This window comes from Curtobacterium phoenicis (genome assembly GCF_047238015.1).
GTDB lineage: Bacteria > Actinomycetota > Actinomycetes > Actinomycetales > Microbacteriaceae > Curtobacterium.
On record NZ_JBDFLZ010000002.1, the window covers coordinates 1,531,103 to 1,556,643 of the forward strand.

The window sequence follows — 25,541 nt, forward strand, 5'->3', positions numbered from 1 at the left end:
CAGGAACCCGGAGATGTCCCCGGTCCGTCGTAGGCTCGTGGTCGTGACCGACGAGACCGTGCAGCCCGATCCCACCGTCCCGACTCCCTACGAGGACCTGCTGCGTCGTGTGCTCGAGGAGGGCGCGCCCAAGGGAGACCGCACCGGCACCGGCACGCGCAGCATCTTCGGTGCCCAGCTGCGCTACGACCTCTCGAAGGGCTTCCCGCTCATCTCGACCAAGCGGGTGCACTTCAAGTCGGTCGCGTACGAGCTGCTGTGGTTCCTGCGGGGCGACGGCAACGCCCGCTGGTTGCAGGAGCACGGCGTCCGCATCTGGAACGAGTGGGCGGGCGAGGACGGCGACCTCGGCCCGGTGTACGGCGTGCAGTGGCGGTCCTGGCCGACCCCGTCGGGCGAGCACGTCGACCAGATCGCCCAGGTCATCGAGCAGATCCGCAACGATCCGGACTCGCGTCGCCTCATCGTGTCCGCGTGGAACGTCGCGGACGTGCCGGACATGGCGCTCGCCCCGTGCCACGCGTTCTTCCAGTTCTACGTGGTCGGCGGCAAGCTCTCGTGCCAGCTCTACCAGCGGAGCGCGGACATGTTCCTCGGCGTGCCGTTCAACATCGCCTCGTACGCGCTCCTCACGCACATGATCGCGGCCCAGACCGGGCTCGAGGTCGGCGACTTCGTGTGGACCGGCGGCGACTGCCACGTCTACGACAACCACGTCGAGCAGGTCCGCGAGCAGCTCACCCGCACGCCGTACCCGATGCCGACGCTGACGCTCGCGCCGCGCGACTCCATCGACGACTACGTGTACGAGGACATCGAGGTCGTCGGCTACCACCACCACCCGACCATCGCGGCCGCGGTCGCGGTCTGATGCCGTCCGCTGCTGCACCCGGCGGGTGGACGGAGCCCGTGCACGGGGTCGGCATGGTCTGGGCGCGGTCGCGGTCCGGGGTCATCGGGGCCGACGGCGGCATGCCGTGGCACGTCCCGGAGGACCTCGCCCACTTCCGGCAGGTCACGGGCGACGCCACGGTGGTGATGGGCCGGCGGACGTGGGAGTCCCTGCCGTCGCGCTTCCGGCCGCTGCCGGGGCGTCGGAACGTCGTGCTCACGCGGGACGCATCGTGGGCGTCGACGGACGCTGCCGCCGGGGCCGAGGTGGTGCACGACCTCGCGACGGCGCTCGACACCGACGAGCCCGTGTGGATCATCGGCGGCGGGCAGGTGTACGCCGCGGGGCTCGCCTTCGCCGACCGGGTGTTCGAGACGGTCGTCGACGTCGAGGTCCCGGGAGACACGGTCGCGCCGGAGCTCGGCGACGGGTGGGTGCTGGCCGACGAGGGCCCGTGGCACGAGTCGCGCGTCGGCGGCACGCGCTTCCGTTTCCTCGAGTGGCGGCGCGCGGAGCGCGCGCGCGGAGCGCGCCGCCCGTAACGCGCCGCGCGTTGCGCGCCGCGCGTTGCGCGCCGCGCGTTGCGCGCCGCGTTGAGCGCGCAGCGCGCCGCGCCGCGTCGGGCGCAGCGCGACCAGCGCACAACCAAAAGCAGTGCGCACTGCGGATTCGCGTGGTGCGCTCCGTCTTCGGTTGTGCGGATGCGAACCGCGCCGTGCGGGGCGTTCCACTCCGGACCCGACCGCCCGCGGCCGGCAGCAGCCGCGCCGGGGCCGCACCGCGCCTCCGTGCCGACGTGACGTCGCACCGTCCGGGCGGACTGCGGGCCGGCCGCCCGACCCCGGTACGCTGGTCCCCGTGTCCACGCGTGAGAATCCCTTCGGTCAGGTCCTCGTCGCCCTCGTGACCCCGTTCACCGCCGACGGCGAGGTCGACTGGCCCGGCGTCGAGCAGCACATCGACGACTGCATCACGGCCGGAGCCGACGGCATCGTCGTCACGGGCACCACCGGCGAGACGTCGACGCTCACCGACCCCGAGAAGCTCCGCCTGGTCGAGGTCGGCAAGTCCGTCGCCGCCGGCCGCGCGAAGATCATCACGGGCGGTGGCTCGAACGAGACCGCGCACGCCATCCACCTCTACAAGCAGAGCGAGAAGGCCGGCGCGGACGGCGTCATGATCGTCACGCCGTACTACAACAAGCCGACCCAGGCGGGCGTGCTCACCCACTTCCGGATGATCGCCGACGCGACCGACCTGCCGGTGATCCTCTACGACATCCCCGGTCGCACGGGCATCCCGATCACGTACGAGACCATCGTGCGGGCGTCGCACCATCCGAACATCCTCGCCGTGAAGGACGCCAAGGGCGACTTCGCCGAGGTGTCCCGGGTGCTCAACAACACCGACCTCATGTACTTCTCCGGCGACGACACCAACGTGCTCCCACACCTGTCCATCGGCGCCACGGGGCTCATCGGTGTCACCGCGAACATCACGAGCACGCCGTACCGCACCATCGTCGACGCCGTGAACCGCGGCGACCTCGCGACCGCGACCGCCGAACACAAGCGCGTCGAACCCCTGGTCCGTGCGATCATGACCCACGTCCCCGGGACCGTCGCGGCGAAGTACGTGCTGCACGGGCTCGGCCGCATCGGGAGCCCGCGTGTCCGGCTCCCGCTCGTCGGCCCCGAGGACACCGAGGCCTACGCCATCGAGACCTCGCTCGAAGCGGTCCGGGACATCCCCGGTGCCGACTTCTCGAACTTCCGCCCCGACCGCAACGCAGCGGCCGGCGGCGCACTGCCGAAGGTGCCAGGCACCACACGTTAGGAAAGACCGCGGCGCAGCGGTAGCGCGTCGCACGACAGTCAGGACCGAATGCCCACCCAGATCTCCGAACCGCAGCCGCTCGAAGCCGGCACCCTCCGCGTCGTCCCCATCGGTGGGCTCGGCGAGATCGGTCGCAACATGACCGTGTACGAGTACGAGGGCAAGCTCCTCGTGGTCGACGCGGGCGTGCTGTTCCCGGAGGAGCACCAGCCCGGTGTCGACCTCATCCTGCCGGACTTCGCGCCCATCCGGGACCGTCTCGACGACGTGCTCGGCGTCGTGCTCACGCACGGGCACGAGGACCACATCGGCGCCGTCCCGTACCTGCTGAAGCTCAAGGGCGACATCCCGCTGATCGGCTCCACGCTGACCCTCGCGCTCGTCGAGGCGAAGCTCAAGGAACACCGGATCAAGCCCTACACGCTCGTCGTGCAGGAGGACCAGACCGAGCAGCTCGGCCCGTTCCACCTCGAGTTCGTCGCGGTCAACCACTCCATCCCGGACGCCCTCGCCGTGGCGATCACGACCCCCGCGGGCCGCGTGCTGCACACCGGCGACTTCAAGATGGACCAGCTCCCGCTCGACGACCGCATCACGGACCTCCGTGCCTTCGCCCGCCTCGGCGAGCAGGGCGTCGACCTGTTCCTGCCGGACTCGACGAACGCCGACGTCCCGGGCTTCACCGCCCCCGAGCGCGACATCGGCCCGGTTCTCGAGAACATCATCACGCGCGCCCGCAAGAAGGTCGTCGTCGCGAGCTTCTCGTCGCACGTGCACCGTGTCCAGCAGGTCCTCGACGCCGCGGCCGCCGCGAACCGCAAGGTCGCGTTCATGGGGCGCTCGATGATCCGGAACATGACGATCGCCGCCGAGCTCGGCTACCTCCGCGTGCCGGACGACGTGCTCATCGACACCAAGAAGGCGAAGAACGTCCCGGACGACCAGATCGTCTACATGTCGACGGGGTCGCAGGGCGAGCCGATGGCCGTCCTCGCGCGCATGGCGAACCTCGAGCACCAGATCGAGATCGGCGAGGGCGACACCGTCATCCTCGCCTCGTCGCTCATCCCCGGGAACGAGAACGCCGTCTACCGGGTGATCGACGGGTTGACGAAGCTCGGCGCGAAGGTCGTGCACAAGGGCAACGCGCGGGTGCACGTCTCCGGACACGCGAGCGCCGGCGAGCTGCTCTACTGCTACAACATCCTGCGGCCGAAGAACGTGCTCCCCGTGCACGGCGAGCACCGCCACCTGTACGCGAGCGCCGACCTCGCGATCCAGACCGGCGTCCCGCCGCGGAACGTGATCCTCGGGCAGGACGGCATCGTCGTCGACCTCAAGGACGGCGAGGTCCGCGTCGCCGGCCAGCTCGACGTCGGGTACGTGTACGTCGACGGTTCGACCGTGGGTGAGATCACCGAAGCCGACCTCAAGGACCGTCGGGTCCTCGCAGAAGAAGGGTTCATCTCCATCTTCTGCGCCGTCGACTTCACCACCGGACAGTGCGTGGTCGGCCCGGAGATCCAGTCGCGCGGCTTCGCCGAGGACGACTCCGTCTTCGACGACGTCCGCCCGCAGATCGCGAAGGCGCTTGCCGAGGCCGCCGCGAACGGCACGCGCGACCAGCACGCGTTCAGCCAGGTGGTCCGTCGTACGGTCGGCCGCTGGGTCAACTCGAAGCACCGCCGTCGCCCGATGATCGTGCCGGTGGTCATCGAGGCGTAGCAGTCACGGTCGCGCTCGCGCGCCCTGCGCCTGCGCCGTCGGCCTGGAGGCCCGCCGCACGTCCGTCACGGACGCTGCGGCGGGCCTCCGCTCGTTTGTCCGCGGGCAGGATTAGGGTCTTGCCCATGGCCGGAGGCACCAAGTCGACCACGCGCTCACGCGCGTCCTCGTCGTCGCGCACGAGCACGACGCGCGGGACGTCGCGCACCCAGGCCACGACGAAGAAGCTCCCGCCGGCCACGCAACCGCCGGTGTTCCGTGAGCAGAACCCGCTCGTCACCGCGTGGCTCGCGATGGCGCACGGCGTCGGCGCGCTCTTCCGCGTCCTCGGCAAGGAGTCCCTCGAGAAGGACCAACGTCGCGACGGCTTCCCGTTCCTGCTCGTCCTGCTCGCGATCGCCGGCGCGGTCGTCGAGTGGCTCAACCCGACGAGCGCGGTGTCGGTCAACCTCGACGCCTACACGTTCGGCGGCCTGTTCGGGCGGCTCGCCTTCGCGCTGCCGGTCATCATGGTCGTGTTCGCCGGGTGGCTGTTCCGGCACCCGGCCTCGGTCCACGACAACACCCGCATCGGGATCGGTCTCGGCATCCTGCTCGTCTCGATCTCGTCGTTGTGCCACGTCTTCGGCGGGACCCCGAGCGCGTCCGACGGCATGCCCGCCCTCGCCGCCGCCGGTGGGGTGCTCGGCTGGGTGGTCATCGGGTGGCTCGTCACGATCGCGACCGCGTGGGTCGCCGTGCCCGTGGCCGTGGTGCTCCTCGTCCTGTCGCTGTTCATCATCACGAAGACGCCGCCGAACAAGACCGGGCGACGACTGCACGAGCTCTACGCCTACCTCTTCGGCGCTCCGGCCCCCGTCGACGAGGCAGTCGACGCCGTCCCCGAGCCGACCCCGCGGAAGCCGCGTGGCAGGGCGAAGAAGGACTCGCAGGAGTTCCAGCTGTTCGACGACCTCGGCTTCGGCGAGGACGGCGCCCCGGCTGACGAGGCCGTGGAGACCGTCCCGTGGTGGCGGCGCAACAAGTCCGGGCGTGAGGAAGACCCGGCCTTCGACAGCCCCGTGCTGCCCGCGGCGGCGACCCAGGCGGCCCCCACCGCGCCGCCGTCGGTCTCGCCGAACGCGGGCGCAGCCGCCGGGCTCGTCGACCACACACCGTCCGAGCCCGGGTCCGTGAACCTCAACGACTCGGTCGAACAGGACCTCGAGCAGGCCGAGCAGGCGCTCCGCGACTTCGGCGCCGAGGTCCCTGCCGCACCCGCACCCACTCCCGTGGCCGAGCCGACGGTGGGCGAGGCGACCCGTCCGGATGTCGGGGTGTCCCCGGTGGTCTCCCCGAGCCTCCCGGCCGAGGACCCCGCGGACGACGCGGCGGACGGCCTGACGGCGACCGCCGACGACGAGGACCCGGACAAGCCGTACCGGCTGCCGGCGGCGACCACCCTGAGCGCGGGGACCCCCTCGGTCGCGCGCAGCCAGGCGAACGACGACATCGTCGCGGCGATCACCGGCGTCCTCACCGAGTTCAAGGTCGACGCGAAGGTCACCGGGTTCTCCCGTGGGCCGACGGTCACGCGCTACGAGATCGAGCTCGGGCCCGGCGTGAAGGTCGAACGGGTCACGGCGCTGTCGAAGAACCTGTCGTACGCGGTGGCCTCGAACGAGGTCCGCATCCTCTCGCCGATCCCGGGCAAGAGCGCGATCGGCGTCGAGATCCCGAACACCGATCGCGAGACGGTGTCGCTCGGCGACGTCCTCCGGTCGAACGCGGCGCGCAAGTCGAAGCACCCGATGACCATCGGTGTCGGCAAGGACGTCGAGGGTGGCTTCGTCGTCGCGAACCTCGCGAAGATGCCGCACCTGCTCGTCGCCGGCTCCACCGGTTCCGGCAAGTCGGTGTTCATCAACTCGATGATCACCTCGCTCCTGATGCGCGCGAAGCCGTCCGAGGTCCGCATGGTGCTCGTCGACCCGAAGCGCGTCGAACTGTCGATCTACGCCGGTGTCCCGCACCTCATCACACCGATCATCACGAACCCGAAGAAGGCTGCGGAAGCACTGCAGTGGGTCGTGAAGGAGATGGACATGCGGTACGACGACCTCGCGTCGTTCGGGTTCCGCCACGTCGACGACTTCAACAAGGCGATCGAGAACAACGAGATCATCCTGCCGGCGGGCAGCGAGCGGAAGCTCAAGAAGTACCCGTACCTGCTCGTGGTGGTCGACGAGCTCGCCGACCTCATGCTCGTCGCCCCGAGGGACGTCGAGGAGTCGATCGTGCGCATCACCCAGCTCGCCCGCGCCGCCGGCATCCACCTGGTGCTCGCGACGCAGCGCCCCTCGGTCGACGTCATCACCGGCCTGATCAAGGCGAACGTGCCGTCCCGCGTGGCGTTCGCCGTCACGAGCGTCACCGACTCCCGCGTCATCCTCGACCAGCCCGGCGCCGACAAGCTGATCGGTCAGGGCGACGCGCTCTTCCTGCCGATGGGCTCGTCGAAGGCCCTCCGCGTGCAGGGTGCCTGGGTGCAGGAGAGCGAGGTCGCCGAGGTCGTCCAGCACGTCACCCGGCAGGCCCGTCCCGAGTACCGCCAGGACGTCCAGGCCGTCGTCGAACGCAAGGAGATCGACGCGGACATCGGCGATGACCTCGAGCTGCTCCTCGCGGCGGTCGAGCAGGTCGTGTCGACGCAGTTCGGCTCGACGTCGATGCTGCAGCGCAAGCTCCGCGTCGGGTTCGCCAAGGCCGGGCGCCTCATGGACCTCATGGAGTCGCGCGACATCGTCGGCCCGTCGGAGGGCTCCAAGGCCCGTGACGTCCTCGTGACGCCGGACCAGCTGCCGGGCGTCCTGGCGAAGCTCCGTGGCGAGGAACCGCCCGCGGCCGCCGCTGCGCCCACCGCTCCGGTGGCCGCGGCACCGGTCGCGTCCGCTCCGGACGCCGGCGACGGGGACCGCTACGGGGACGACCCGGTGGCGGACATGACGCGCGGGTACCCTGAGGAAGACGACGGACCGGACGAGGACGCGTGGGGACTGACCGGCAGGGAGTGAGTGCGATGACCAGCACCGAGGGCACGCACAGTGCGGCGCAGTTCCCGTGGCGCGGGCGGCTGATCCGCAAGGGGGACGGCCCCGCGTCGACGGCCAACGTCGCGAACATCATCACGGTGGTGCGCATCCTGATGGCGCCGCTGTTCTTCGTCCTGCTGCTCGCGGACGCCGGACAGGACACCTCGGTGCGGATCTGGGCGGCGGTGCTCTTCGTCGTCGCGATCGTCACCGACAGCGCCGACGGCATCATCGCCCGGCGGCAGAACCTCGTCACCGACTTCGGCAAGCTCGTCGACCCGATCGCCGACAAGGTGCTCATCGGCGGGGCGCTCGTCGCCCTCTCGATCCTCGGTGAGCTGCCCTGGTACGTGACGGTCCTCATCATGGTGCGCGAGATCGGGATCACGGTGTTCCGGTTCGCCGTGCTGTCCGACCGTGTGATCCCGGCGAGCCGCGGCGGGAAGATCAAGACCGTCCTGCAGGCCGTCGCGATCACACTGGCCCTCTTCCCGTGGTGGCAGGTCGTCGGCGACTGGGCGCACTGGGTGAACGGCATCCTCATGACCGCGGCGTTCCTCGCGACGGTCCTCAGCGGGATCGACTACCTGTGGCAGGCGTGGAAGCACAACCGGACCGCGGCGTGACGTCGGAGCCCACCGACGCGCCCGACGCCGCGGTCGCCGCGCGTGCGGTGGTCGCCGCGCTCACGGCCAGCGGTGAATCCGTCGCGGTCGCGGAGTCGCTGACCGGCGGGCTCGTCGTCGCTGCCCTCGTCGGCGTCCCGGGTGCGAGCGCGGTCGTGCGGGGCGGCGTCGTGGCGTACGCGACGCCCGTGAAGCACTCGGTCCTCGGGGTCGACGCGGGACTCCTCGCCGACCGGGGCGCCGTCGATCCCGAGGTCGCTCGGCAGATGGCCTCCGGTGTCCGGTCGGCGCTGTCGGTCGACGGTGAACCCGCGACGTGGGGGATCAGCACCACCGGTGTCGCCGGGCCGGACCCGCAGGACGGCAAGCCCGTCGGCACCGTGTTCGTCGGGATCGCCTCCGCGCACGGGGCGACCGCCTGGGAACTCCACCTCGACGGCGATCGCGAGGCAATCCGGCACGCGACCGTCTCCGAACTCCTGGCACGGATGTCCTCCGTGACGGACGGCGCTCTCCCCACCGCGGGGGAATAGGCCCCGTTTCCACTGGGTTACATCTGACGCAATCTCCAGCAGGACCGCAGCCCCAGTGGCTAGCATGCTGCAACCGGCAACGCTACTGTTGCCGGACCCGATCCCGATCAACCCGATCGAGCGGGCCGGAGACGACAGGAAGGAGGAGATCTCATGGTTCTCGTTCGTCAGGAAATCGGCGACGTCCTTCGGGACTTCCGCTTGCAGAAGGGCCGGACCCTCCGTCAGGTCGCGTCCAAGGCCAGTGTCGCTCTCGGGTACCTCAGCGAGGTGGAGCGCGGGCAGAAGGAAGCCAGCTCCGAGATCCTCGCTTCGGTCGCCGACGCGCTCGACACGCCCATCTCCACGATCATGCGTGAAGTGGGCGACCGTCTCGCCGTCGTCGAGGGGCTCACGCCGGTCCCCGACACGCTGCCCGACGAGCTCGTCGCCGAGTTCGACAACGACCTCGCGGTGCGCTGACCCGCACTGCCCACGAACACCCCCGCCGGTCCGCCGGCGGGGGTGTCCTGCGTCCGGGCGCCCCCGGTCGGGGTTCCGAAATTCCGGCATCTCGCGCCGTCACGGCCCTGCACGTGGAACCTCGGCGTGCAACGGTCGGCGAGTCGTGGAACCCCGACAACACGTCGTTATGGTGGTCGAGTGCGTGTGAGTGAGTTCTGGCGAGCCGTCGACCAGGTGTTCGGCGAGGCCTACGGCGCAGTCGTCACCCGAGACGTCGTGCTCGAGGCGATCGGAGGGCGCTCGGCCGCCGAGGCGCTGCGAGCGGGCGTGGATGCCCGCACGGTCTGGGAAGCGCTCTGCGACTCGCAGGACGTGCCGCTCGACCGCCGGCACGGCAAGGGCCTGGCCGAGCCGAAGGAGTGACGGACCACCCGAAACTCTGTTCGGCGTGTCGCTCGAACACGTGTTCTACCGGTGGTAGCTTCCTGCACATCGGACTCGTCCGGGTGTTCCTTCCACGGAGCGCGCGAGCGTCGGCAGCGATGTCGGTGGCCCGCCGTAGGTTGATCGACATCGGGACAGGCCCGACGCCTTGTCGCAGAAGCACCGGCCTTGCAGCACCGGCCGGGGTGGCGCGACAGCCTACAGGCAGCAGACATCGAGCACGAAGGAAGCGCACCATGCCCTCACCCCAGGACCGCGAGAAGGCCCTCGAGACCGCTCTCGCCCAGATCGACCGTCAGTTCGGCAAGGGCACGGTCATGCGCCTCGGCTCGGACGAGCGCGCGCCGGTCTCCATCATCCCGACCGGTTCGGTCGCCCTCGACGTCGCGCTCGGCATCGGAGGGCTTCCGCGCGGCCGCATCATCGAGATCTACGGTCCGGAGTCGTCCGGTAAGACGACCCTCACCCTGCACGCGATCGCGAACGCGCAGCGGAACGGCGGCATCGCAGCGTTCATCGATGCCGAGCACGCGCTGGACCCCGAGTACGCCAAGAAGCTCGGTGTCGACATCGACGCCCTCCTCGTCTCGCAGCCCGACACCGGTGAGCAGGCACTCGAGATCGCGGACATGCTCGTTCGGTCCGGGTCGATCGACCTCATCGTCGTCGACTCCGTGGCTGCGCTCGTGCCCCGCGCCGAGATCGAGGGCGAGATGGGTGACTCGCACGTCGGTCTGCAGGCCCGCCTCATGTCGCAGGCGCTCCGCAAGCTCGCCGGTGGGCTCAACCAGACCCAGACGACGATGATCTTCATCAACCAGCTGCGCGAGAAGATCGGTGTGTTCTTCGGCAGCCCGGAGACCACCGCCGGCGGCAAGGCGCTCAAGTTCTACGCGTCGGTCCGCCTGGACATCCGGCGCATCGAGACGCTCAAGAGCGGCACCGACGCCGTCGGCAACCGTACGCGGGTCAAGGTCGTCAAGAACAAGATGGCGCCGCCCTTCAAGCAGGCCGAGTTCGACATCCTCTACGGCGTGGGCATCTCGCGCGAGGGCTCGCTGCTCGACTTCGGCGTCGACCACGGCATCGTGAAGAAGTCCGGCGCCTGGTACACCTACGACGGCGACCAGCTCGGGCAGGGCAAGGAGAACTCGCGTTCGTTCCTCATCCAGAACCCGGAGATCGCCGCCGAGATCGAGGGGAAGATCCTCGCGAAGCTCGGTGTCGGTGGGGCGAAGGACGCTGCGGCTGAGGCACCGGTCGACTCGATCGCGCCGAAGCTCGCCGAGCGCAAGGGCGCGTGACCTCCCCGGACGGCCGCGCGCCTCGGGGCGACGACGACCTCGCGCCGGTCACCGACCTGTTCGGTGCGAGGTCGCGTCGGGGTGCCACGCGGGGTCAGGCACCCGACCCAGCGCTCGAGACGGACGCGGATGCGCGTGATCAGTCAGCGACTGCCGGCGCCGCGGTCCGGCTGCCGACTGCCGATGCCGCTGCCGATGCCGACGCCCCGGTCCCGCTGCCGACAGCGCTTCGCGGCGCACAGGCGCAGGCGGAGTGGGTGTCCCCGGTCGTCGGTGACACCAGTGGACGGAGCACCCGGGCGGAGCGTGGTGGGTACGAACACGATGCCGAGGCCGATGCCCCGACCGCCTCGGTGTTCGCGATCCTGGGTGGCGACGAGCTCGATCCCGAAGACGTCCCACGGCCGCTCGACGAGCAGCGTGCGGACGCCGAGCGGTTCAGCATGCGAGCCCTCGGTCGTCGTGGGCTGAGCACGTCCGAGATGCGGAAGACCCTGACCCAGCACGACCTCGACCCGGATGTCGTCGAGGGTGAGATCGGGCGGCTCACGCGCGTCGGGCTCCTCGACGACGTGGCGCTCGCGACCGAGCTCGTCGACCGGCTCCACGAGCGCAAGGGCCTCGGTCGTCAGGGAGTCGTGGCCGAACTCCGCCGACGCGGCATCGAGCAGGTGGCGATCGATGCCGCCCTCGACGCTGCGGCGGACGACCAGGACGACGAGTTCGTGCGGGCGCTCGACCTCGCGGCGAAGCGTGCAGGGCAGCTGCGCGGACTCGACCGTGCGACCGCCGAGCGCCGACTGTCCGGCTTCCTCATGCGGAAGGGCTACGGATCGGGCGTCGTGCGGATCGCGGTCGAGCGGGCACTCGACGGATCCGCCCGGCGTCCGACCACCGGCGGCGGCACGGTCCGGTTCGAGTAGCACCACCGCCGGCGTCGCTCGGCGGATGGCCCGCTGTCCCGACCCCGGCGCGGGCGGGGAGCGACCTACACTGGGAGGATCATGGCCACCGTCGAAGCGCGCCCCCGCACCTACGAAGTCCGCACCTACGGGTGCCAGATGAACGTGCACGACTCGGAGCGGCTGAGCGGATCGCTCCGTGCCGCCGGGTACGTCGCCGCGGACGGCGAGCAAGCGGACGTGGTCGTCATCAACACCTGCGCCGTCCGCGAGAACGCCGACAACCGGCTGTACGGGAACCTCGGCCACCTCGCGGGCGTGAAGCGAGAGCACCCGGGCATGCAGATCGCGGTCGGCGGGTGCCTGGCGCAGAAGGACAAGAACGTCATCCTCGAGAAGGCGCCGTGGGTGGACGTCGTCTTCGGGACGCACAACATGGGGTCGCTGCCGACGCTCCTCGAGCGGGCCCGACACAACGACGAGGCGCAGATCGAGATCCTCGAGTCCCTCGACGTCTTCCCCTCGACGCTGCCGACGAAGCGCGACTCGACGTACAGCGGCTGGGTGTCGATCTCCGTCGGGTGCAACAACACCTGCACGTTCTGCATCGTCCCGTCCCTCCGTGGCAAGGAGAAGGACCGCCGCCCGGGCGACGTCCTCGCCGAGATCCAGGCCCTCGTCGACGACGGCGCGATCGAGGTCACGCTGCTCGGGCAGAACGTGAACTCCTACGGAGTCGAGTTCGGTGACCGGCAGGCGTTCGGGAAGCTCCTCCGGGCCGCCGGCGCGATCGAGGGCCTCGAGCGCATCCGGTTCACGAGCCCGCACCCGGCCGCCTTCACCGACGACGTCATCGACGCGATGGCCGAGACGCCGAACGTCATGCCGCAGCTCCACATGCCGCTGCAGTCCGGGTCCGACCGCATCCTCAAGGCGATGCGGCGGAGCTACCGGAGTGAGCGGTTCCTCGGCATCCTCGACCGCGTCCGCGCGAAGATCCCACACGCGGCGATCTCGACGGACATCATCGTCGGGTTCCCGGGCGAGACCGACGACGACTTCGAGGACACCCTCCGCGTCGTGGAGGCCTCGCGCTTCGCCTCCGCGTTCACGTTCCAGTACTCGATCCGCCCCGGGACACCGGCCGCGACGATGGCCGATCAGCTCCCCAAGGAGGTCGTGCAGGAGCGGTACGAGCGCCTCATCGCGCTGCAGGAACGCATCACCGCCGAGGAGAACGCCGCGCAGGTCGGCCGGAGCGTCGAGGTCCTCGTCGCCACCGGCGAGGGCAAGAAGGACGACGAGACGCACCGGCTGTCCGGTCGCGCGGAGGACTCCCGCCTCGTGCACTTCTCCGTGCCGATCGGCTCGGACGTGCCGCGCCCCGGCGACGTCGTCACGGTCGAGGTCACGCGCGCCGCGCCGCACTTCCTGATCGCCGACAACGACGGGCCGCTGCGCATCCGACGGACGCGGGCCGGTGACGCATGGGACCGCGCGCAGGCCGAGAGCTGCGGTGTCCCGTCGCCGTCCACGCCCGGCGACGGCCCCCGCCCGGTGTCGCTCGGACTGCCGTCACTCCGTGTCGGCCGCTGACGCCGAGTACCCTCCGACGGCGGGCTCGGACCCCACCGCGGGCCCGAGCGCCGCGGACGACCTGATCGCGGTCGTGGGGGCGACGGGCACCGGCAAGTCCGACCTCGCCGTGGCGATCGCCGACCGTGTCCGCGCCACCGGCCGTCCGGCCGAGGTCGTCAACGCGGACGCCATGCAGCTCTACCGGGGCATGGACATCGGCACGGCCAAGCTCACGCCCGAGGAACGCCACGGTGTCCCGCACCGGCAGTTGGACGTGCTCGACGTCACGGACGAGGCGAGCGTCGCCGCGTACCAGCGGGATGCCCGTCGTGACGTCGAACGCATCCAGCGCGACGGTGGCGTCGCCGTCCTGACCGGTGGGAGCGGCCTGTACGTGTCCGCGGTGCTGTTCGACCTCGACTTCCCGGGCACCGACCCCGAACTCCGCGCGCGGCTCGAACGGGAGCACGAGGAGCTCGGACCGGGCATCCTGCTCGAACGCCTCCGGGGTCTCGACCCGCACGCGGCGGCGACCATCGACGCCCGCAACCCGCGGCGCCTGATCCGCGCACTCGAGATCGCGAGCCGGTCCGAGATCGTCACCCCGAGCCTCCCGGCCGCGCCACGCGTCTGGCGCCCCGCACGGATCCTGCACCTGCGTCGTGACCGCGCCCACCTGGTCGACGCGTTGCAGGCGCGGGCCCAGCGCATGTTCGACGCCGGGCTGGTCGACGAGGTCGAGCGCCTGCGCGGCGCGGGGCTCGAACGGGGCCGGACCGCCTCCCGTGCGATCGGCTACTCGCAGGCGCTCGACGTGCTCCGCGGCGATGCGAGCGTCGCGGAGGCGGTCGAGGCGACGAGCCTCGCGACGCGCAAGTACGCCCGTCGGCAGGTCGCCTGGTTCAAGCGGTACGCCGACGCGGAGGACCTCGACGTCACCGGGGCCGACCGGACCGACCTGTCGGCGCTGGCCCGTAGGATCGTGGCGTGACCGAGCTGCACTTCACGAAGGGCCAGGGGACCGGCAACGACTTCGTCCTGTTCGCCGACCCCGACGCCGTCGTCGACCTCACCCCCGAGCGCATCCGCGCGATCGCGGACCGTCGCTTCGGTGTCGGCGGGGACGGCGTGATCCGTGCCGTGCGCTCCGAGGCCCTGCCGGAGGGACGCGCGCTCGTCGCGGTCGAACCCGAAGCGGTCTGGTTCATGGACTACCACAACGCCGACGGCTCGGTCGCGGAGATGTGCGGCAACGGCATCCGGGTGTTCGCGCGGTACCTGACCGAGTCCGGGCTGGTCGACCTCGCGCCCGGTGAGACCCTGACGGTCGGCAGCCGCAAGGGGCTGGTGGACGTCCAGCGGACGACGAACGGGTTCCAGGCCGACCTCGGACGCTGGGCGCTCGGGATCGAGGGCGGCGGCGCCGGTGACGTGCTCGTGCGGGCGAAGAACCTCGACGGGGCCCGGCCGGGCCTCGGCATCGACGTGGGGAACCCGCACGTCGTGGTCGCCGTCGCGACCGAGGACGAGCTCGCCGACCTCGACCTCACCTACGTGCCGGTGCTCGATCCCGCGCCGGCGTCCGGTGCGAACGTCGAGTTCGTCCTGCCGGGGGAACCGCTCATCAACGACGGCGTGGGCGAGATCACGATGCGGGTGCACGAGCGTGGGAGCGGCGAGACGCTGTCGTGCGGGACCGGGGCGGTCGCGGCTGCCCTCGCCACGCGGCACTGGGTCGGCTCCGGCGCGCCGGACACCTGGCGGGTGCGGGTGCCCGGGGGAGTCGTGACCGTGCGCATGTTCGCGGCGGAGGACGGCGAGCACGTCGCGCTGTCCGGCCCTGCCGAGCTGGTGTTCTCGGGCGACCTGACGGTTTGACGGGCGGGCGCGGGACACAGCGCACTGATGAACCAGGGTTCCGACGTCGAACCAGGCGGAGGGGGCGGTTCGATGTCGGTTCCGTGGTTCGTCGGGTGGCCGACTGAGCGCCACGCGACGCCACGCGACGCGACGCCACGCGACGCGACGCCACGCGACGCCACGCGACGCGACGCCACGCGACGCGACGCCACGCGACGCGACGCGACGCCACTCGACGCGACGCCACGCGACGACCGTGACGTGTGCGCGGCCGTGGTCGACGGCCGGCCCCGCCGCAGCCTGGAGGCCCGTGGTCCGGGACCGACGTCGGTGACGCCCGGTGTGCCTCCAGTCCGGATCCCGCGGCCGACGTCGGCGACGCCCGACGCGCCTCCGGTCCGGATCGCGCGGCGCGCCCGCCGCGACGCGCGGACGGCGCGCTACGCGCCGCGGTGCACGCGGATGACCCGGAACCCCTTGTCGGTCGACGCCCGCGACACCGTGTAGTCGGACCCGAGCGCGTCGCGCATCCAGCGCTGGAGCGAGTCGCCGCCGAGGTCCTTCGAGACGACCAGCCAGGCCTCACCGCCGACCTCGAGGCGGGGGAGCCACGTCAGCAGGATGCCGTGGAGTTCGTCCTTGCCGACACGGATCGGCGGGTTCGACCAGATGGTGCGGAACCGGAGGTCGGCGGGGACCTCGTCCGGGAGCGCCACCGTGACGTTCGTCGCCCCGGCGGTCGTCGCGTTCGCGCGGGCGAGACCGAGGACCCGTTCGTTGACGTCGACCCCCCAGACCTGCGCCTCGGGCGACTCGAGCGCCATCGTGATCGCGATCGGCCCCCATCCGCACCCGATGTCGAGGAGTGCGCCGTCGGCGGACGGTGGCGGCACGGAACCGAGCAGCACCTTCGTGCCGCGGTCGACCCCGTCGGGGCTGAACACCCCCGCGGCGGTCGTGAGGGTGAGGGCTCGACCAGCGAGCGTGACGTGCACCTGGCGCTCGCGGACCTCCGACGAAGGGTTGGCGGAGAAGTAGTGGTCGTTCGCCATGGATGAACCGTAGCGTCTCACCCGTGTGTCCCGGGCGTGGCGGCGGTACCCTGTGGACAGGATGACGGATACCCCTCAGCAGAACCACCAGTCCCACGACGACAGCGCCGACGGTGTCGTCGAGCGCGTGCTGCGCAACGCCGACCAGCGCGCCACCTCATCGATCTTCGCCCCTGCCCAGGCGATCCAGACCCGCTCCGTGGACGACCACGGCTGGACGGGCGACGGCGACCAGTACGACCGCGAGGACCGTGCGGCCCTCCGCCGTGTCACGGGCCTCTCCACCGAACTCCAGGACGTCACCGAGGTCGAGTACCGGCAGCTCCGGCTCGAGCAGGTCGTCCTCATCGGCGTGTACCCCCAGGGCGACGCGCAGGACGCCGAGAACTCCCTCCGCGAGCTCGCCGCCCTCGCCGAGACCGCCGGCGCGGTCGTGCTCGACGGGCTCCTGCAGCGCCGACCGACGCCGGACCCCGCGACCTACCTCGGCAAGGGCAAGGCCGAGGAACTGGCGATGATCGTCAAGGCCACCGGCGCCGACACCGTGATCGCGGACACCGAGCTCGCGCCCTCCCAGCGTCGTGCGCTCGAGGACGTCGTCAAGGTGAAGGTGATCGACCGGACGGCCGTGATCCTCGACATCTTCAGCCAGCACGCCAAGACCCGCGAGGGCAAGGCGCAGGTCGAACTCGCGCAGCTGCAGTACCTCCTCCCAAGGCTCCGCGGTTGGGGTGAGTCGATGTCCCGTCAGGCCGGTGGACAGGTGTCCGGCGGTGCGGGCATGGGTTCCCGCGGCCCCGGTGAGACGAAGATCGAGCTCGACCGCCGTCGCATCCACACCCGGATGTCGAAGCTCCGTCGGCAGATCGCCGGGTTCCGCCCCGCGCGTGAGGCCAAGCGTGCCGACCGACACCGCAACGACGTCCCGAGCGTCGCGATCGCCGGCTACACCAACGCCGGGAAGTCGTCGCTGCTCAACCGGCTGACGAGCGCCGGCGTTCTCGTCCAGAACCAGCTGTTCGCCACCCTCGACGCGACCGTCCGGCGCACCAACTCCGCCAAGGGACGCGAGTTCACCTTCGTCGACACCGTCGGTTTCGTGCGGAACCTCCCGCACCAGCTGGTCGAGGCGTTCCGCTCCACCCTCGAGGAGGTCGGCGAGGCCGACGTCATCGTGCACGTGGTCGACGGTTCGCACCCCGACCCCGCTGCGCAGCTGGCCACGGTCCGCGAGGTCATCGGCGACGTCGGCGCGCGCGAGATCCCCGAGATCGTCGCGTTCAACAAGGCGGACCTGATCGACGAGTCGCAGCGGCTCGTGCTCCGCGGGCTCGTGCCGGACGCCGTCTTCGTGTCCGCCCGGACGGGCGAGGGCATCCCGGAGCTGCTCGCCGCGATCGAGGACCGCCTGCCCGAGCCCGACGTGTCGCTCACCGTGGTGATCCCCTACGACCGCGGGGACCTCGTGTCCTCGTTGCACGATGCGGGTGCGGTCGAGTCGGTCGACTACGTGGAGGACGGCACGCGGTTGCAGGTGCGGGTGTTCCAGCGGCAGGTCGCGGAGCTCGACCCCTTCGTGGTCACGCCCGTCGCGTCCTGACGCGCTGACGCGCTGAAGCGCTGACGCGCTGACGCGGTCCGGCCTGGAGGCGCAGCTCGCGTCCGGCGGATCCCTCACCACTGCTCCGAACCACGAAACCGACATGGAACCAGCCTCAGGGACTGGTTCCATGTCGGTTTCGTGGTTTCGCAGCCGCCCCGGCTCGCGGGCAGCGCGCGGTGGCGTCGACGCGGTGCGTCAGATCGAGCGGAGGACCGCGACGACCTTGCCGAGCACGGTGGCGGCGTCGCCGAGGATCGGTTCGAACGCGGAGTTCCGGGGGAGCAGCCACGTGTGACCGTCCCGCTGCCGGAAGACCTTGACCGTGGCTTCCTCGTCGAGCATCGCCGCGACGACGTCACCGTTCTCCGCGGTCTGCTGTGACCGGACGACCACCCAGTCGCCGTCGCAGATGGCCGCGTCGATCATCGACTCCCCGACGACCTTGAGCATGAAGAGGTCGCCCGTGCCGACCAGCTGGCGGGGGAGCGGGATGATCTCGTCGACGTGCTGCTCGGCCGTGATCGGCACACCCGCTGCGATGCGGCCGACGAGCGGGACGAGGGTGGTGGCGTCGACGTCGGGACCGTCGGCGTCGGCACTGGGTTCGTCGACGAGCACCTCGAGCGCGCGGGGGCGGTTCGGGTCGCGGCGGATCCAACCGCCCAGCTCGAGCTGTCCGAGCTGGTGCGAGACGCTCGAGAGCGAGGAGAGGCCGGCCGCGTCACCGATCTCACGCATGCTCGGCGGGTAGCCCCGGCTGGCGATCGACGCGCGGATGGCGTCGAGGATGGCCTGCTGCTTCGGCGTCAGCGGCTTCTGTCCGCGCAGTTCGTCCGCCACGTCGTCTCACCCTTCGTCGCTGCGGGACGCGGTTCGGCGGGAATGTCGGTGGTCCCCGCTTGACTTGTCCCAGTCGGTCGAAACAGTATCCGACCGCCGATGCCCGGACAAACATTCGTTCGAGCGTGTCGCGAGAAAACCCCGCAGAAATCCTCCCTGGGGACTTGTGCATCCACGGGTTCGAAACTATGTTCGGTACACGACTTCGGATCACCGAACGGGAAGGCAAGAACGACATGAGCACCATCGCCATCGCTGAGACCCAGCGTCACGCTGCTCCCGCCGTGCGTACGCGCCTGCGCCTGACGCGTCGCGGGCGGATCGTGTTCACGACCCTGGCCGCGCTCCCGATCCTGCTGATCGTCGCGCTCGCCGTCCTCAACGGGGGGCGTGCTTCGGCTGGTGACGCCTCGGGTTCCGGGTCGGCGCACTTCGAGACCGTGACGATCCAGCCCGGCGAGACGCTGTGGCAGCTGGCGGAGGAGACCGCTCCGAACGCCGACCCGCGTGACTTCGTGCAGGACGTGGTGAGCCTGAACGCGCTGGACGGCGCGGGGCTGCAGGCCGGCGAGACGATCGCGATCCCCGCGAAGTACGTCGACGCCCACTGACCGACCGACGCGGTCTGGGTGCCGCTCGACCGCCTCGTGTGTGTGGTCAGCGCAGACGGGGAGCCGCTCCCGTGACCGTCCGGACGTCCGCTCCCGTGACCGTCCGGCCGCCCGCACCGTGACCGTCCGGTCGCCCGCACCGTGACCGTCCGGACGGCCGGTCTCGGTGCAGCCCGCGCGGCCTACGATGGATCGGTGGCATTCACGCTCGAAGACCTCCCGATCCGAGACGACCTGCGCGGTCAGAGCCCGTACGGCGCTCCGCAGAAGCACGTGCGCGTCCAGCTGAACGTCAACGAGAACACGCATCCCGTTCCAGCCGAGGTCGCCGACGACATCGTCGAGTCGGTCCGGCAGGCGCTCGCCACGGTCAACCGCTACCCCGACCGTGAGTTCACCGAGCTCCGTCGCTCGCTGACGGACTACCTCAACGAGGGGCTCGAGGGTGACGCGCTGCTGACGCCCGAGCAGCTCTGGGCGGCGAACGGCTCGAACGAGGTGCTGCAGCAGCTCCTCCAGGCCTTCGGCGGCCCGGGGCGGAGCGTCCTCGGGTTCCCGCCCACGTACTCGATGCACTCGATCCTGGCGTCCGGCACCGGCACGCGGTGGATCCCGGCCGAGCGCGACGCGGAGTTCGGCATCTCGCCCGAGACCGTCACCGCCGCGATCGCCGCGCACCAGCCGGACATCGTGTTCCTGTGCGGCCCGAACAACCCGACGGGTACGCCCCTGCCCATCGAGACGATCGCGGCCGCGTACGACGCGACCGACGGCATCGTCATGGTGGACGAGGCGTACGCCGAGTTCATGCCCGACGACGCCCCGAGCGCCCTCACGCTCCTGCCCGGTCGTGAGCGGCTCGTCGTGTCGCGCACCATGAGCAAGGCGTTCGCGTTCGCGGGCGCGCGGGTCGGCTACCTCGCGGCGCACCCGGCGGTCATCGACGCGATCCGGCTCGTCCGCCTCCCGTACCACCTGTCCGCCCTCACCCAGGCGGCGGCGGTGGCAGCGCTCCGGCACGCGCCGGCGATGCTCGCGATGGTCGACGACATCAAGCAGCAGCGTGACCGGATGATCACCGAGCTGCAGGCGATGGGGTACCGCACCTACGAGTCGTGGTCGAACTTCGTGCTGTTCGGTGGCGTCGCGGACCCGCACGCCGCGTTCGAGGCGCTGCTCGACGAGGACGTCATCGTTCGCGACCTCGGCATCCCGAACCACCTCCGGGTCAGCGCCGGGACGGCAGAGGAGACGACCGCCTTCCTCGACGCCATGCGCCGCGTGGCCGCGGTCCAGCCCCCGGTTAGGCTTGACGCATGACCGCCCGCACCGCCTCGATCAGCCGGAGCACGAGCGAGTCGAGCATCGAGCTGGAGCTCGACCTCGACGGCACCGGCTCCTCCGACATCTCGACGAGCGTGCCGTTCTTCGACCACATGCTCACGGCGTTCAGCAAGCACTCCCTGATCGACCTCCGCGTGCGCTCGACCGGTGACACCGACATCGACGCCCACCACACCGTCGAGGACACCGGCATCGTGCTCGGACAGGCGCTCCGTCAGGCCCTCGGCGACCGCTCCGGCATCGGCCGCTACGGCGACGCGCTCGTGCCGCTCGACGAGGCCCTCGCGCAGGCCGTCGTCGACGTGTCCGGTCGGCCGTTCCTCGTGCACACCGGCGAGCCCGAGGGGTTCGCGTTCCACCGGATCGGCGGCCACTTCACCGGATCGCTCGTCCGCCACGTCTTCGAGGCGATCACGTTCAACGCCGGCATCACGGTGCACGTCCGGGTCCTCGGCGGGCGTGATCCGCACCACATCGCCGAGGCCGAGTTCAAGGCGTTCGCCCGCGCGATGCGCGGGGCCGTCGAACTCGACCACCGCGTCGACGGCATCCCGAGCACGAAGGGCACCCTGTGACCGCGAAGCCGAACGTCGTCGTCCTCGACTACGGCTCGGGCAACGTCCACTCGGCGGCCAAGGCCCTCGAGCGCGCGGGCGCCGAGGTCACGCTGAGCGCCGACAAGCGCACCGCACTCGAGGCCGACGGGCTGCTCGTGCCGGGCGTAGGAGCGTTCGGCGCCGTGGTCGACCAGCTCGAGTCCGTCCGTGGCGGTGAGATCGTGGACCACCGCCTGGCCGGCGGCCGACCGGTGCTCGGCATCTGCGTCGGCATGCAGGTGCTGTTCTCGCGCGGCGTCGAGCGCGGCGTCGACGTCAAGGGTCTCGCGCAGTGGCCCGGTACCGTCGAGGAGATCCGGGCCGAGGTCCTGCCGCACATGGGGTGGAACACGGTCGAGGCGCCCGAGGACTCGGTGCTGTTCGACGGTCTGCGCGACGAGCGGTTCTACTTCGTGCACTCGTACGGTGTGACGGACTTCCCGCTCGAGGCCTACGGCCCGTTCCGGCAGCCGAAGCTCACGTGGGCGGAGCACGGGCAGCGGTTCGTCGCCGCGGTGGAGAACGGCCCGCTCACCGCGACCCAGTTCCACCCGGAGAAGTCCGGCGAGGCCGGCATCCAGCTGCTCCGCAACTGGGTCCAGGCCCTCTGACGCGACGCGACGAGCAGGCACGTCGCGACGCGACGAGCAGGCACGTCGCGACGCCGACGAGCACGCACGATCACGAGACCACGCCGACGACCACGCACGATCACGAGACCACGACCCGGACAGGACCATGACCGACCGCACCGCATCCCAGCCCCTCGTCCTCCTCCCTGCCGTGGACGTCGTCGACGGCCAGGCCGTGCGCCTGACCCAGGGCGAGGCGGGGAGCGAGACCTCCTACGGTGACCCCGTCACCGCTGCGCGCACGTGGCGTGACCAGGGTGCCGAGTGGATCCACCTCGTCGACCTCGACGCCGCGTTCGGTCGCGGCGACAACCGCGAGGTCATCGCCCGCGCCGTCCGTGAGGTCGAGGGCGTCGCGGTCGAGCTCTCCGGCGGCATCCGTGACGACGCTTCGCTCGAGGCGGCGCTCGCGACCGGTGCTGCACGGGTGAACCTCGGTACGGCGGCGCTCGAGGACCCGGAGTGGGCGGACCGCGTCATCGGACAGTACGGCGACCAGATCGCGGTCGGCCTCGACGTCCGCGGCACCACCCTCGCGAGCCGCGGCTGGACCGAGGACGCGGGCGACCTGTGGGAGGTCCTCGACCGACTGGAGGCCGCTGGCTGCGCCCGGTACGTCGTGACCGACGTCACGAAGGACGGCACGCTGCAGGGCCCGAACGTCGACCTCCTCCGCCAGGTGTGCGAGCGCACGGACAAGCCCGTGGTCGCGTCCGGTGGCATCTCGACCCTCGACGACCTCGTCGCGCTGCGGGCGCTCGTGCCGCACGGTCTCGAGGGTGCGATCATCGGCAAGGCGCTCTACTCCGGGGCGTTCACGCTCCCGGCCGCGCTCGAGATCGCCTCGGCGTAGTCGACGTGTCGGGCATCTCGAACGGCCGCGGCACCGGCCCGGACCCCGAGGACGGCGGCAGCGCCGACGGGAACGGCGCTGCCGGCAAGCCTGCGTCGGACGACGCCCACACCCCCGGGGGCGCCGCCGACTCGGCCGGCAACCCTTGGGCGGGCCGGACGTTCGACCACCACGACACCGCCTTCGAGGACGACGACGGCCTCGCCGACCCGGCGCTCGTCTCGGCGATCCGCGCGGTGGCCGACGGTGCCTCCCAATCGGCGGTCGTGGACGCGCTGCGGGCTGCCCGGCTCCTCATCCCCCTCGTCGCCGAAGCCGGGGACGTCGGCCACACCGAGGCCGGCAAACTCGTCGACAAGACGCAGGAGCTCTCCATCGTCACCGTCGCGGGTCCCGACGGTCGTGCCGTGATGCCGGCCTTCACGTCCGTCGACGCGATGCGCTCGTGGGACCCGACGGCCCGTCCGGTCCCGGTCGAGTCCCGCCGTGTGGCGATGGCGGCCGCGAGCGAGGACACCCAGCTCGTCGTGCTCGACCCCACCGCGCCGACCGAGTTCGTGCTGCGCCGCCCCGCCGTGTGGGCACTCGGTCAGGACCTCCCGTGGACGCCGTGCTTCGAGGACCCCGCGGTCGCGCGCGCCTTCGCCGACTCGATCACGGGGGAGCGTGCCGTCGCGCGCGTCGAGCTCGCACCCGGTGACCCGCTCGGCCGCTTCCAGGGCGCGGAGCTCACGGTCGGCCTCGCGCTCCACCCCGGCCTCGACCAGGCCGCGGTCCAGGCGCTCGTCGGGCGGTTGCAGGCGCGGTGGTCCGCGGACCCGGTCATCGCGGACCGGGTGGACAGCATGCGGGTGGCGATCCGCCCGGCGTGATCCGGGCCTCCAGGTCGGGTCGCCGCCCGCACTCGGTGCGGTCCGCGGTCGGCCAGGAGGCACGGTGCGCGCCCGCAGGGCGGGTCCGGACGGCGCAGCGCGCCTCTGGTGATCCAGCCCGGTCCTCCGGCGGTGCAGCCGGGGCGCGGACCCCGTCGCCGGTAGCATGGGGCCGTGAGCACGAACCCGTTGACGAAGCCCGGAGCCGGCGAGACCACCTTCGGTCCGACGGGGCGACCCGTCCGGCAGTTCGCGATCCCGGAAGAGCTCGACCAGCACGGGCCGGCTCGCATCATCGCGCTGTGCAACCAGAAGGGCGGCGTCGGCAAGACCACGACGTCGATCAACCTCGGGGCGGCGCTCGCCGAGTACGGGCGCAAGGTCCTCGCGGTCGACTTCGACCCGCAGGGTGCCCTGTCCGCCGGGCTCGGGGTCCGCACGCACGACATCCCGACGGTCTACGACCTCCTCATGGGCGCCGTGAAGGACCCGCGCGAGGTCATCCAGCCGACGAACACCCCCTACCTCGACGTCATCCCGGCGAACATCGACCTCTCCGCAGCCGAGGTGCACCTCGTGAACGAGGTCGCGCGTGAGCAGATCCTCGCGAGCGTGCTCCGGAAGGTCGCGAACGACTACGACGTCATCCTCGTGGACTGCCAGCCGTCGCTCGGCCTGCTCACCGTGAACGCGCTGACGGCGGCGCACGGGGTGCTCATCCCGCTCGAGTGCGAGTTCTTCGCGCTCCGTGGCGTCGCGCTCCTCATCGAGACGATCGACAAGGTGCGTGACCGGCTCAACCCGGCGCTGACCCTCGACGGCATCCTCGCGACGATGTACGACTCGCGGACGCTGCACTCGCGCGAGGTGATGGAGCGTGTCGTCGACACCTTCGACGACCGCGTGCTCGACACCGTCATCGGCCGAACGGTGAAGTTCCCGGACGCCACGGTGTCGGCGCGTCCGATCACGCAGACCGCGCCCGACCACGCCGCCGCGCACGCGTACCGGCAGCTCGCACGGGAGCTCGTCGAGCGTGGCGCCGTCGCCTGATCAGGAGCACCCCGACCTGAGCGCCGTCGCGTCCACGGCGACACACGACGCGCCGGCGGGCACCCAGACCGCGCCGGGCTTCCGCGTCCGCCTGTCGAACTTCGACGGCCCGTTCGACCTGCTCCTGTCGCTCATCACCAAGCACGAGCTCGACATCACCGAGGTGTCGCTCGGCGCCGTGACGGGGGAGTTCATCGCGTACGTCCGGCAGGCCGAGTCCGCCGACGAGCTGGACGAGGCCAGCGAGTTCCTCGTCGTCGCGGCCACCCTGCTCGACCTGAAGATCGCCGGGCTGCTGCCCCAGGGGGAGCTCGTCGACGCCGAGGACGTGGCACTCCTGGAAGCCCGTGACCTCCTCTTCGCCCGACTCCTGCAGTACCGGGCGTTCAAGCAGGCGGCGGACTGGTTCGGGTCGCGGTGGTCCGAGGAGTCACGTCGGCACGTCCGCAGCGTCCGACTCGAGGAGCGCTTCCGTGCCCGGACCCCCGAGCTCGTCTGGACGCTGTCGCGGCAGGACTTCGCCGCGCTCGCGACCCTGGCGTTCGCACCGCGGGAGATCCCGACCGTCGGGCTCGACCACCTGCACGCGCCGCTGGTCAGCATCCGGGAGCAGGCCGCGATCGTGGTGTCGATCCTCCGCACGCGTGCCGATGAGGACGTCTCGTTCCGCGAGCTGGTCGCCGGCGTCCACGAGACGGGTATCGTGGTGGCTCGTTTCCTCGCGATCCTCGAGCTGTACCGCAACGCGTCGATCACGTTCGAGCAGGACGAACCGCTCGGGGAACTGCTGCTGCGGTGGACCGCCGAGGACTGGTCCGACGAGAGCCTCGCCAACCTGGGAGCCGACTATGACGGATGACGCGCACGGCC

General features: G+C 71.1%; 25 protein-coding genes. 23 read left to right on the forward strand and 2 right to left on the reverse strand.

Features of this window, described 5'->3' with window-relative positions; translation table 11 throughout:
- Positions 1-13 precede the first annotated feature (13 nt).
- The 14 genes from ABC270_RS07515 to dapF all read left to right on the forward strand — a co-directional run bounded on the left by ABC270_RS07515 (position 14) and on the right by dapF (position 15,233).
- Entirely contained in the window at positions 14-871 is an 858-nt protein-coding gene (locus tag ABC270_RS07515; protein ID WP_412880204.1) for a thymidylate synthase, read from the forward strand.
- A 53-nt stretch (positions 872-924) separates the two neighbouring features.
- Positions 925-1,434: a dihydrofolate reductase gene (locus ABC270_RS07520; RefSeq protein WP_412880205.1), complete on the forward strand. Its 510-nt coding sequence runs from the start codon at positions 925-927 to the stop codon at positions 1,432-1,434.
- Between the two features lie 316 nt (positions 1,435-1,750).
- Positions 1,751-2,728, forward strand: coding sequence for a 4-hydroxy-tetrahydrodipicolinate synthase (gene dapA / locus ABC270_RS07525; RefSeq protein WP_022903605.1), 978 nt, complete (start codon positions 1,751-1,753; stop codon positions 2,726-2,728).
- Between the two features lie 48 nt (positions 2,729-2,776).
- On the forward strand, positions 2,777-4,453 hold the full coding sequence (locus ABC270_RS07530; RefSeq protein ID WP_412880206.1) for a ribonuclease J: 1,677 nt from the start codon (positions 2,777-2,779) through the stop codon (positions 4,451-4,453).
- 125 nt (positions 4,454-4,578) lie between these two features.
- The gene (locus tag ABC270_RS07535; RefSeq protein WP_412880207.1) at positions 4,579-7,506 is read left to right on the forward strand and encodes an FtsK/SpoIIIE family DNA translocase; all 2,928 of its coding nucleotides are present in this window, start codon (positions 4,579-4,581) and stop codon (positions 7,504-7,506) included.
- Positions 7,507-7,511: 5 nt separating this feature from the next.
- Positions 7,512-8,150: a CDP-diacylglycerol--glycerol-3-phosphate 3-phosphatidyltransferase gene (gene pgsA, locus ABC270_RS07540; protein WP_412880208.1), complete on the forward strand. Its 639-nt coding sequence runs from the start codon at positions 7,512-7,514 to the stop codon at positions 8,148-8,150.
- Positions 8,147-8,683, forward strand: coding sequence for a CinA family protein (locus ABC270_RS07545; protein WP_412880209.1), 537 nt, complete (start codon positions 8,147-8,149; stop codon positions 8,681-8,683). Before pgsA ends, ABC270_RS07545 begins: the two co-directional genes overlap by 4 nt.
- A 153-nt stretch (positions 8,684-8,836) precedes the next feature.
- Positions 8,837-9,145, forward strand: a complete 309-nt coding sequence (locus ABC270_RS07550; RefSeq protein ID WP_058725115.1) for a helix-turn-helix domain-containing protein — start codon at positions 8,837-8,839, stop codon at positions 9,143-9,145.
- Positions 9,146-9,325: 180 nt separating this feature from the next.
- Positions 9,326-9,550, forward strand: coding sequence for a DUF3046 domain-containing protein (locus ABC270_RS07555; RefSeq protein WP_412880210.1), 225 nt, complete (start codon positions 9,326-9,328; stop codon positions 9,548-9,550).
- 257 nt (positions 9,551-9,807) lie between these two features.
- The gene (gene recA, locus ABC270_RS07560) at positions 9,808-10,875 is read left to right on the forward strand and encodes a recombinase RecA (protein ID WP_412880211.1); all 1,068 of its coding nucleotides are present in this window, start codon (positions 9,808-9,810) and stop codon (positions 10,873-10,875) included.
- Complete coding sequence (locus ABC270_RS07565) at positions 10,872-11,798, forward strand: regulatory protein RecX (RefSeq protein ID WP_412880212.1); 927 nt, start codon at positions 10,872-10,874, stop codon at positions 11,796-11,798. The genes recA and ABC270_RS07565 overlap by 4 nt, the downstream gene beginning before the upstream one ends.
- 81 nt (positions 11,799-11,879) lie before the next feature.
- Positions 11,880-13,373, forward strand: coding sequence for a tRNA (N6-isopentenyl adenosine(37)-C2)-methylthiotransferase MiaB (miaB, locus tag ABC270_RS07570; protein ID WP_412880213.1), 1,494 nt, complete (start codon positions 11,880-11,882; stop codon positions 13,371-13,373).
- Positions 13,360-14,346 carry a tRNA (adenosine(37)-N6)-dimethylallyltransferase MiaA gene (gene miaA, locus ABC270_RS07575; RefSeq protein ID WP_412880214.1) on the forward strand — a complete coding sequence of 329 codons (987 nt, stop codon included), beginning with the start codon at positions 13,360-13,362 and terminating at the stop codon, positions 14,344-14,346. Before miaB ends, miaA begins: the two co-directional genes overlap by 14 nt.
- Entirely contained in the window at positions 14,343-15,233 is an 891-nt protein-coding gene (dapF, locus tag ABC270_RS07580; protein WP_412880215.1) for a diaminopimelate epimerase, read from the forward strand. The genes miaA and dapF overlap by 4 nt, the downstream gene beginning before the upstream one ends.
- A gap of 422 nt (positions 15,234-15,655) precedes the next feature.
- Here dapF and ABC270_RS07585 read toward each other — a convergent pair whose 3' ends face one another.
- Entirely contained in the window at positions 15,656-16,267 is a 612-nt protein-coding gene (locus ABC270_RS07585; protein WP_412880216.1) for a class I SAM-dependent methyltransferase, read from the reverse strand.
- Positions 16,268-16,328: 61 nt separating this feature from the next.
- Here ABC270_RS07585 and hflX point away from each other — a divergent pair, with 61 nt between their 5' ends.
- Positions 16,329-17,867, forward strand: a complete 1,539-nt coding sequence (gene hflX / locus ABC270_RS07590) for a GTPase HflX (protein WP_412880217.1) — start codon at positions 16,329-16,331, stop codon at positions 17,865-17,867.
- Positions 17,868-18,065: 198 nt separating this feature from the next.
- Here the strand turns inward: hflX and lexA are convergent, their stop codons facing one another.
- Complete coding sequence (gene lexA / locus ABC270_RS07595) at positions 18,066-18,710, reverse strand: transcriptional repressor LexA (protein ID WP_058725107.1); 645 nt, start codon at positions 18,708-18,710, stop codon at positions 18,066-18,068.
- A 236-nt stretch (positions 18,711-18,946) separates the two neighbouring features.
- Between lexA and ABC270_RS07600 the strand changes: the two genes are divergently transcribed.
- From ABC270_RS07600 to ABC270_RS07635, 8 genes are all read left to right on the forward strand, one after another.
- Entirely contained in the window at positions 18,947-19,321 is a 375-nt protein-coding gene (locus tag ABC270_RS07600; protein ID WP_412880218.1) for a LysM peptidoglycan-binding domain-containing protein, read from the forward strand.
- A 195-nt stretch (positions 19,322-19,516) separates the two neighbouring features.
- On the forward strand, positions 19,517-20,641 hold the full coding sequence (locus ABC270_RS07605; protein ID WP_412880219.1) for a histidinol-phosphate transaminase: 1,125 nt from the start codon (positions 19,517-19,519) through the stop codon (positions 20,639-20,641).
- On the forward strand, positions 20,638-21,240 hold the full coding sequence (gene hisB / locus ABC270_RS07610; protein WP_412880220.1) for an imidazoleglycerol-phosphate dehydratase HisB: 603 nt from the start codon (positions 20,638-20,640) through the stop codon (positions 21,238-21,240). Before ABC270_RS07605 ends, hisB begins: the two co-directional genes overlap by 4 nt.
- Positions 21,237-21,872 (forward strand): imidazole glycerol phosphate synthase subunit HisH, encoded by a 636-nt coding sequence (gene hisH / locus ABC270_RS07615; RefSeq protein WP_412880221.1) that lies wholly within the window; start codon positions 21,237-21,239, stop codon positions 21,870-21,872. The genes hisB and hisH overlap by 4 nt, the downstream gene beginning before the upstream one ends.
- A gap of 127 nt (positions 21,873-21,999) precedes the next feature.
- Positions 22,000-22,746, forward strand: coding sequence for a bifunctional 1-(5-phosphoribosyl)-5-((5-phosphoribosylamino)methylideneamino)imidazole-4-carboxamide isomerase/phosphoribosylanthranilate isomerase PriA (priA, locus tag ABC270_RS07620; protein WP_412880222.1), 747 nt, complete (start codon positions 22,000-22,002; stop codon positions 22,744-22,746).
- A gap of 5 nt (positions 22,747-22,751) precedes the next feature.
- Positions 22,752-23,618 (forward strand): SseB family protein, encoded by an 867-nt coding sequence (locus ABC270_RS07625; protein WP_412880223.1) that lies wholly within the window; start codon positions 22,752-22,754, stop codon positions 23,616-23,618.
- Positions 23,619-23,792: 174 nt separating this feature from the next.
- On the forward strand, positions 23,793-24,671 hold the full coding sequence (locus tag ABC270_RS07630) for a ParA family protein (protein ID WP_412880224.1): 879 nt from the start codon (positions 23,793-23,795) through the stop codon (positions 24,669-24,671).
- The gene (locus tag ABC270_RS07635) at positions 24,655-25,530 is read left to right on the forward strand and encodes a segregation and condensation protein A (RefSeq protein WP_412880225.1); all 876 of its coding nucleotides are present in this window, start codon (positions 24,655-24,657) and stop codon (positions 25,528-25,530) included. The genes ABC270_RS07630 and ABC270_RS07635 overlap by 17 nt, the downstream gene beginning before the upstream one ends.
- The last annotated feature ends 11 nt before the right edge of the window (positions 25,531-25,541 follow it).

Coding starts and splice junctions, on each gene's coding strand:
- ABC270_RS07550 (WP_058725115.1), top strand. CDS start 8,837: ATGGTTCTCGTTCGTCAGGAAATCGGCGACGTCCTTCGGGACTTCCGC.
- ABC270_RS07520 (WP_412880205.1), top strand. CDS start 925: ATGGTCTGGGCGCGGTCGCGGTCCGGGGTCATCGGGGCCGACGGCGGC.
- pgsA (WP_412880208.1), top strand. CDS start 7,512: ATGACCAGCACCGAGGGCACGCACAGTGCGGCGCAGTTCCCGTGGCGC.
- ABC270_RS07515 (WP_412880204.1), top strand. CDS start 14: ATGTCCCCGGTCCGTCGTAGGCTCGTGGTCGTGACCGACGAGACCGTG.
- ABC270_RS07585 (WP_412880216.1), bottom strand. CDS start 16,267: ATGGCGAACGACCACTACTTCTCCGCCAACCCTTCGTCGGAGGTCCGC.
- ABC270_RS07535 (WP_412880207.1), top strand. CDS start 4,579: ATGGCCGGAGGCACCAAGTCGACCACGCGCTCACGCGCGTCCTCGTCG.
- ABC270_RS07600 (WP_412880218.1), top strand. CDS start 18,947: ATGAGCACCATCGCCATCGCTGAGACCCAGCGTCACGCTGCTCCCGCC.
- miaB (WP_412880213.1), top strand. CDS start 11,880: ATGGCCACCGTCGAAGCGCGCCCCCGCACCTACGAAGTCCGCACCTAC.
- hflX (WP_412880217.1), top strand. CDS start 16,329: ATGACGGATACCCCTCAGCAGAACCACCAGTCCCACGACGACAGCGCC.
- priA (WP_412880222.1), top strand. CDS start 22,000: ATGACCGACCGCACCGCATCCCAGCCCCTCGTCCTCCTCCCTGCCGTG.
- ABC270_RS07530 (WP_412880206.1), top strand. CDS start 2,777: ATGCCCACCCAGATCTCCGAACCGCAGCCGCTCGAAGCCGGCACCCTC.
- recA (WP_412880211.1), top strand. CDS start 9,808: ATGCCCTCACCCCAGGACCGCGAGAAGGCCCTCGAGACCGCTCTCGCC.
- hisB (WP_412880220.1), top strand. CDS start 20,638: ATGACCGCCCGCACCGCCTCGATCAGCCGGAGCACGAGCGAGTCGAGC.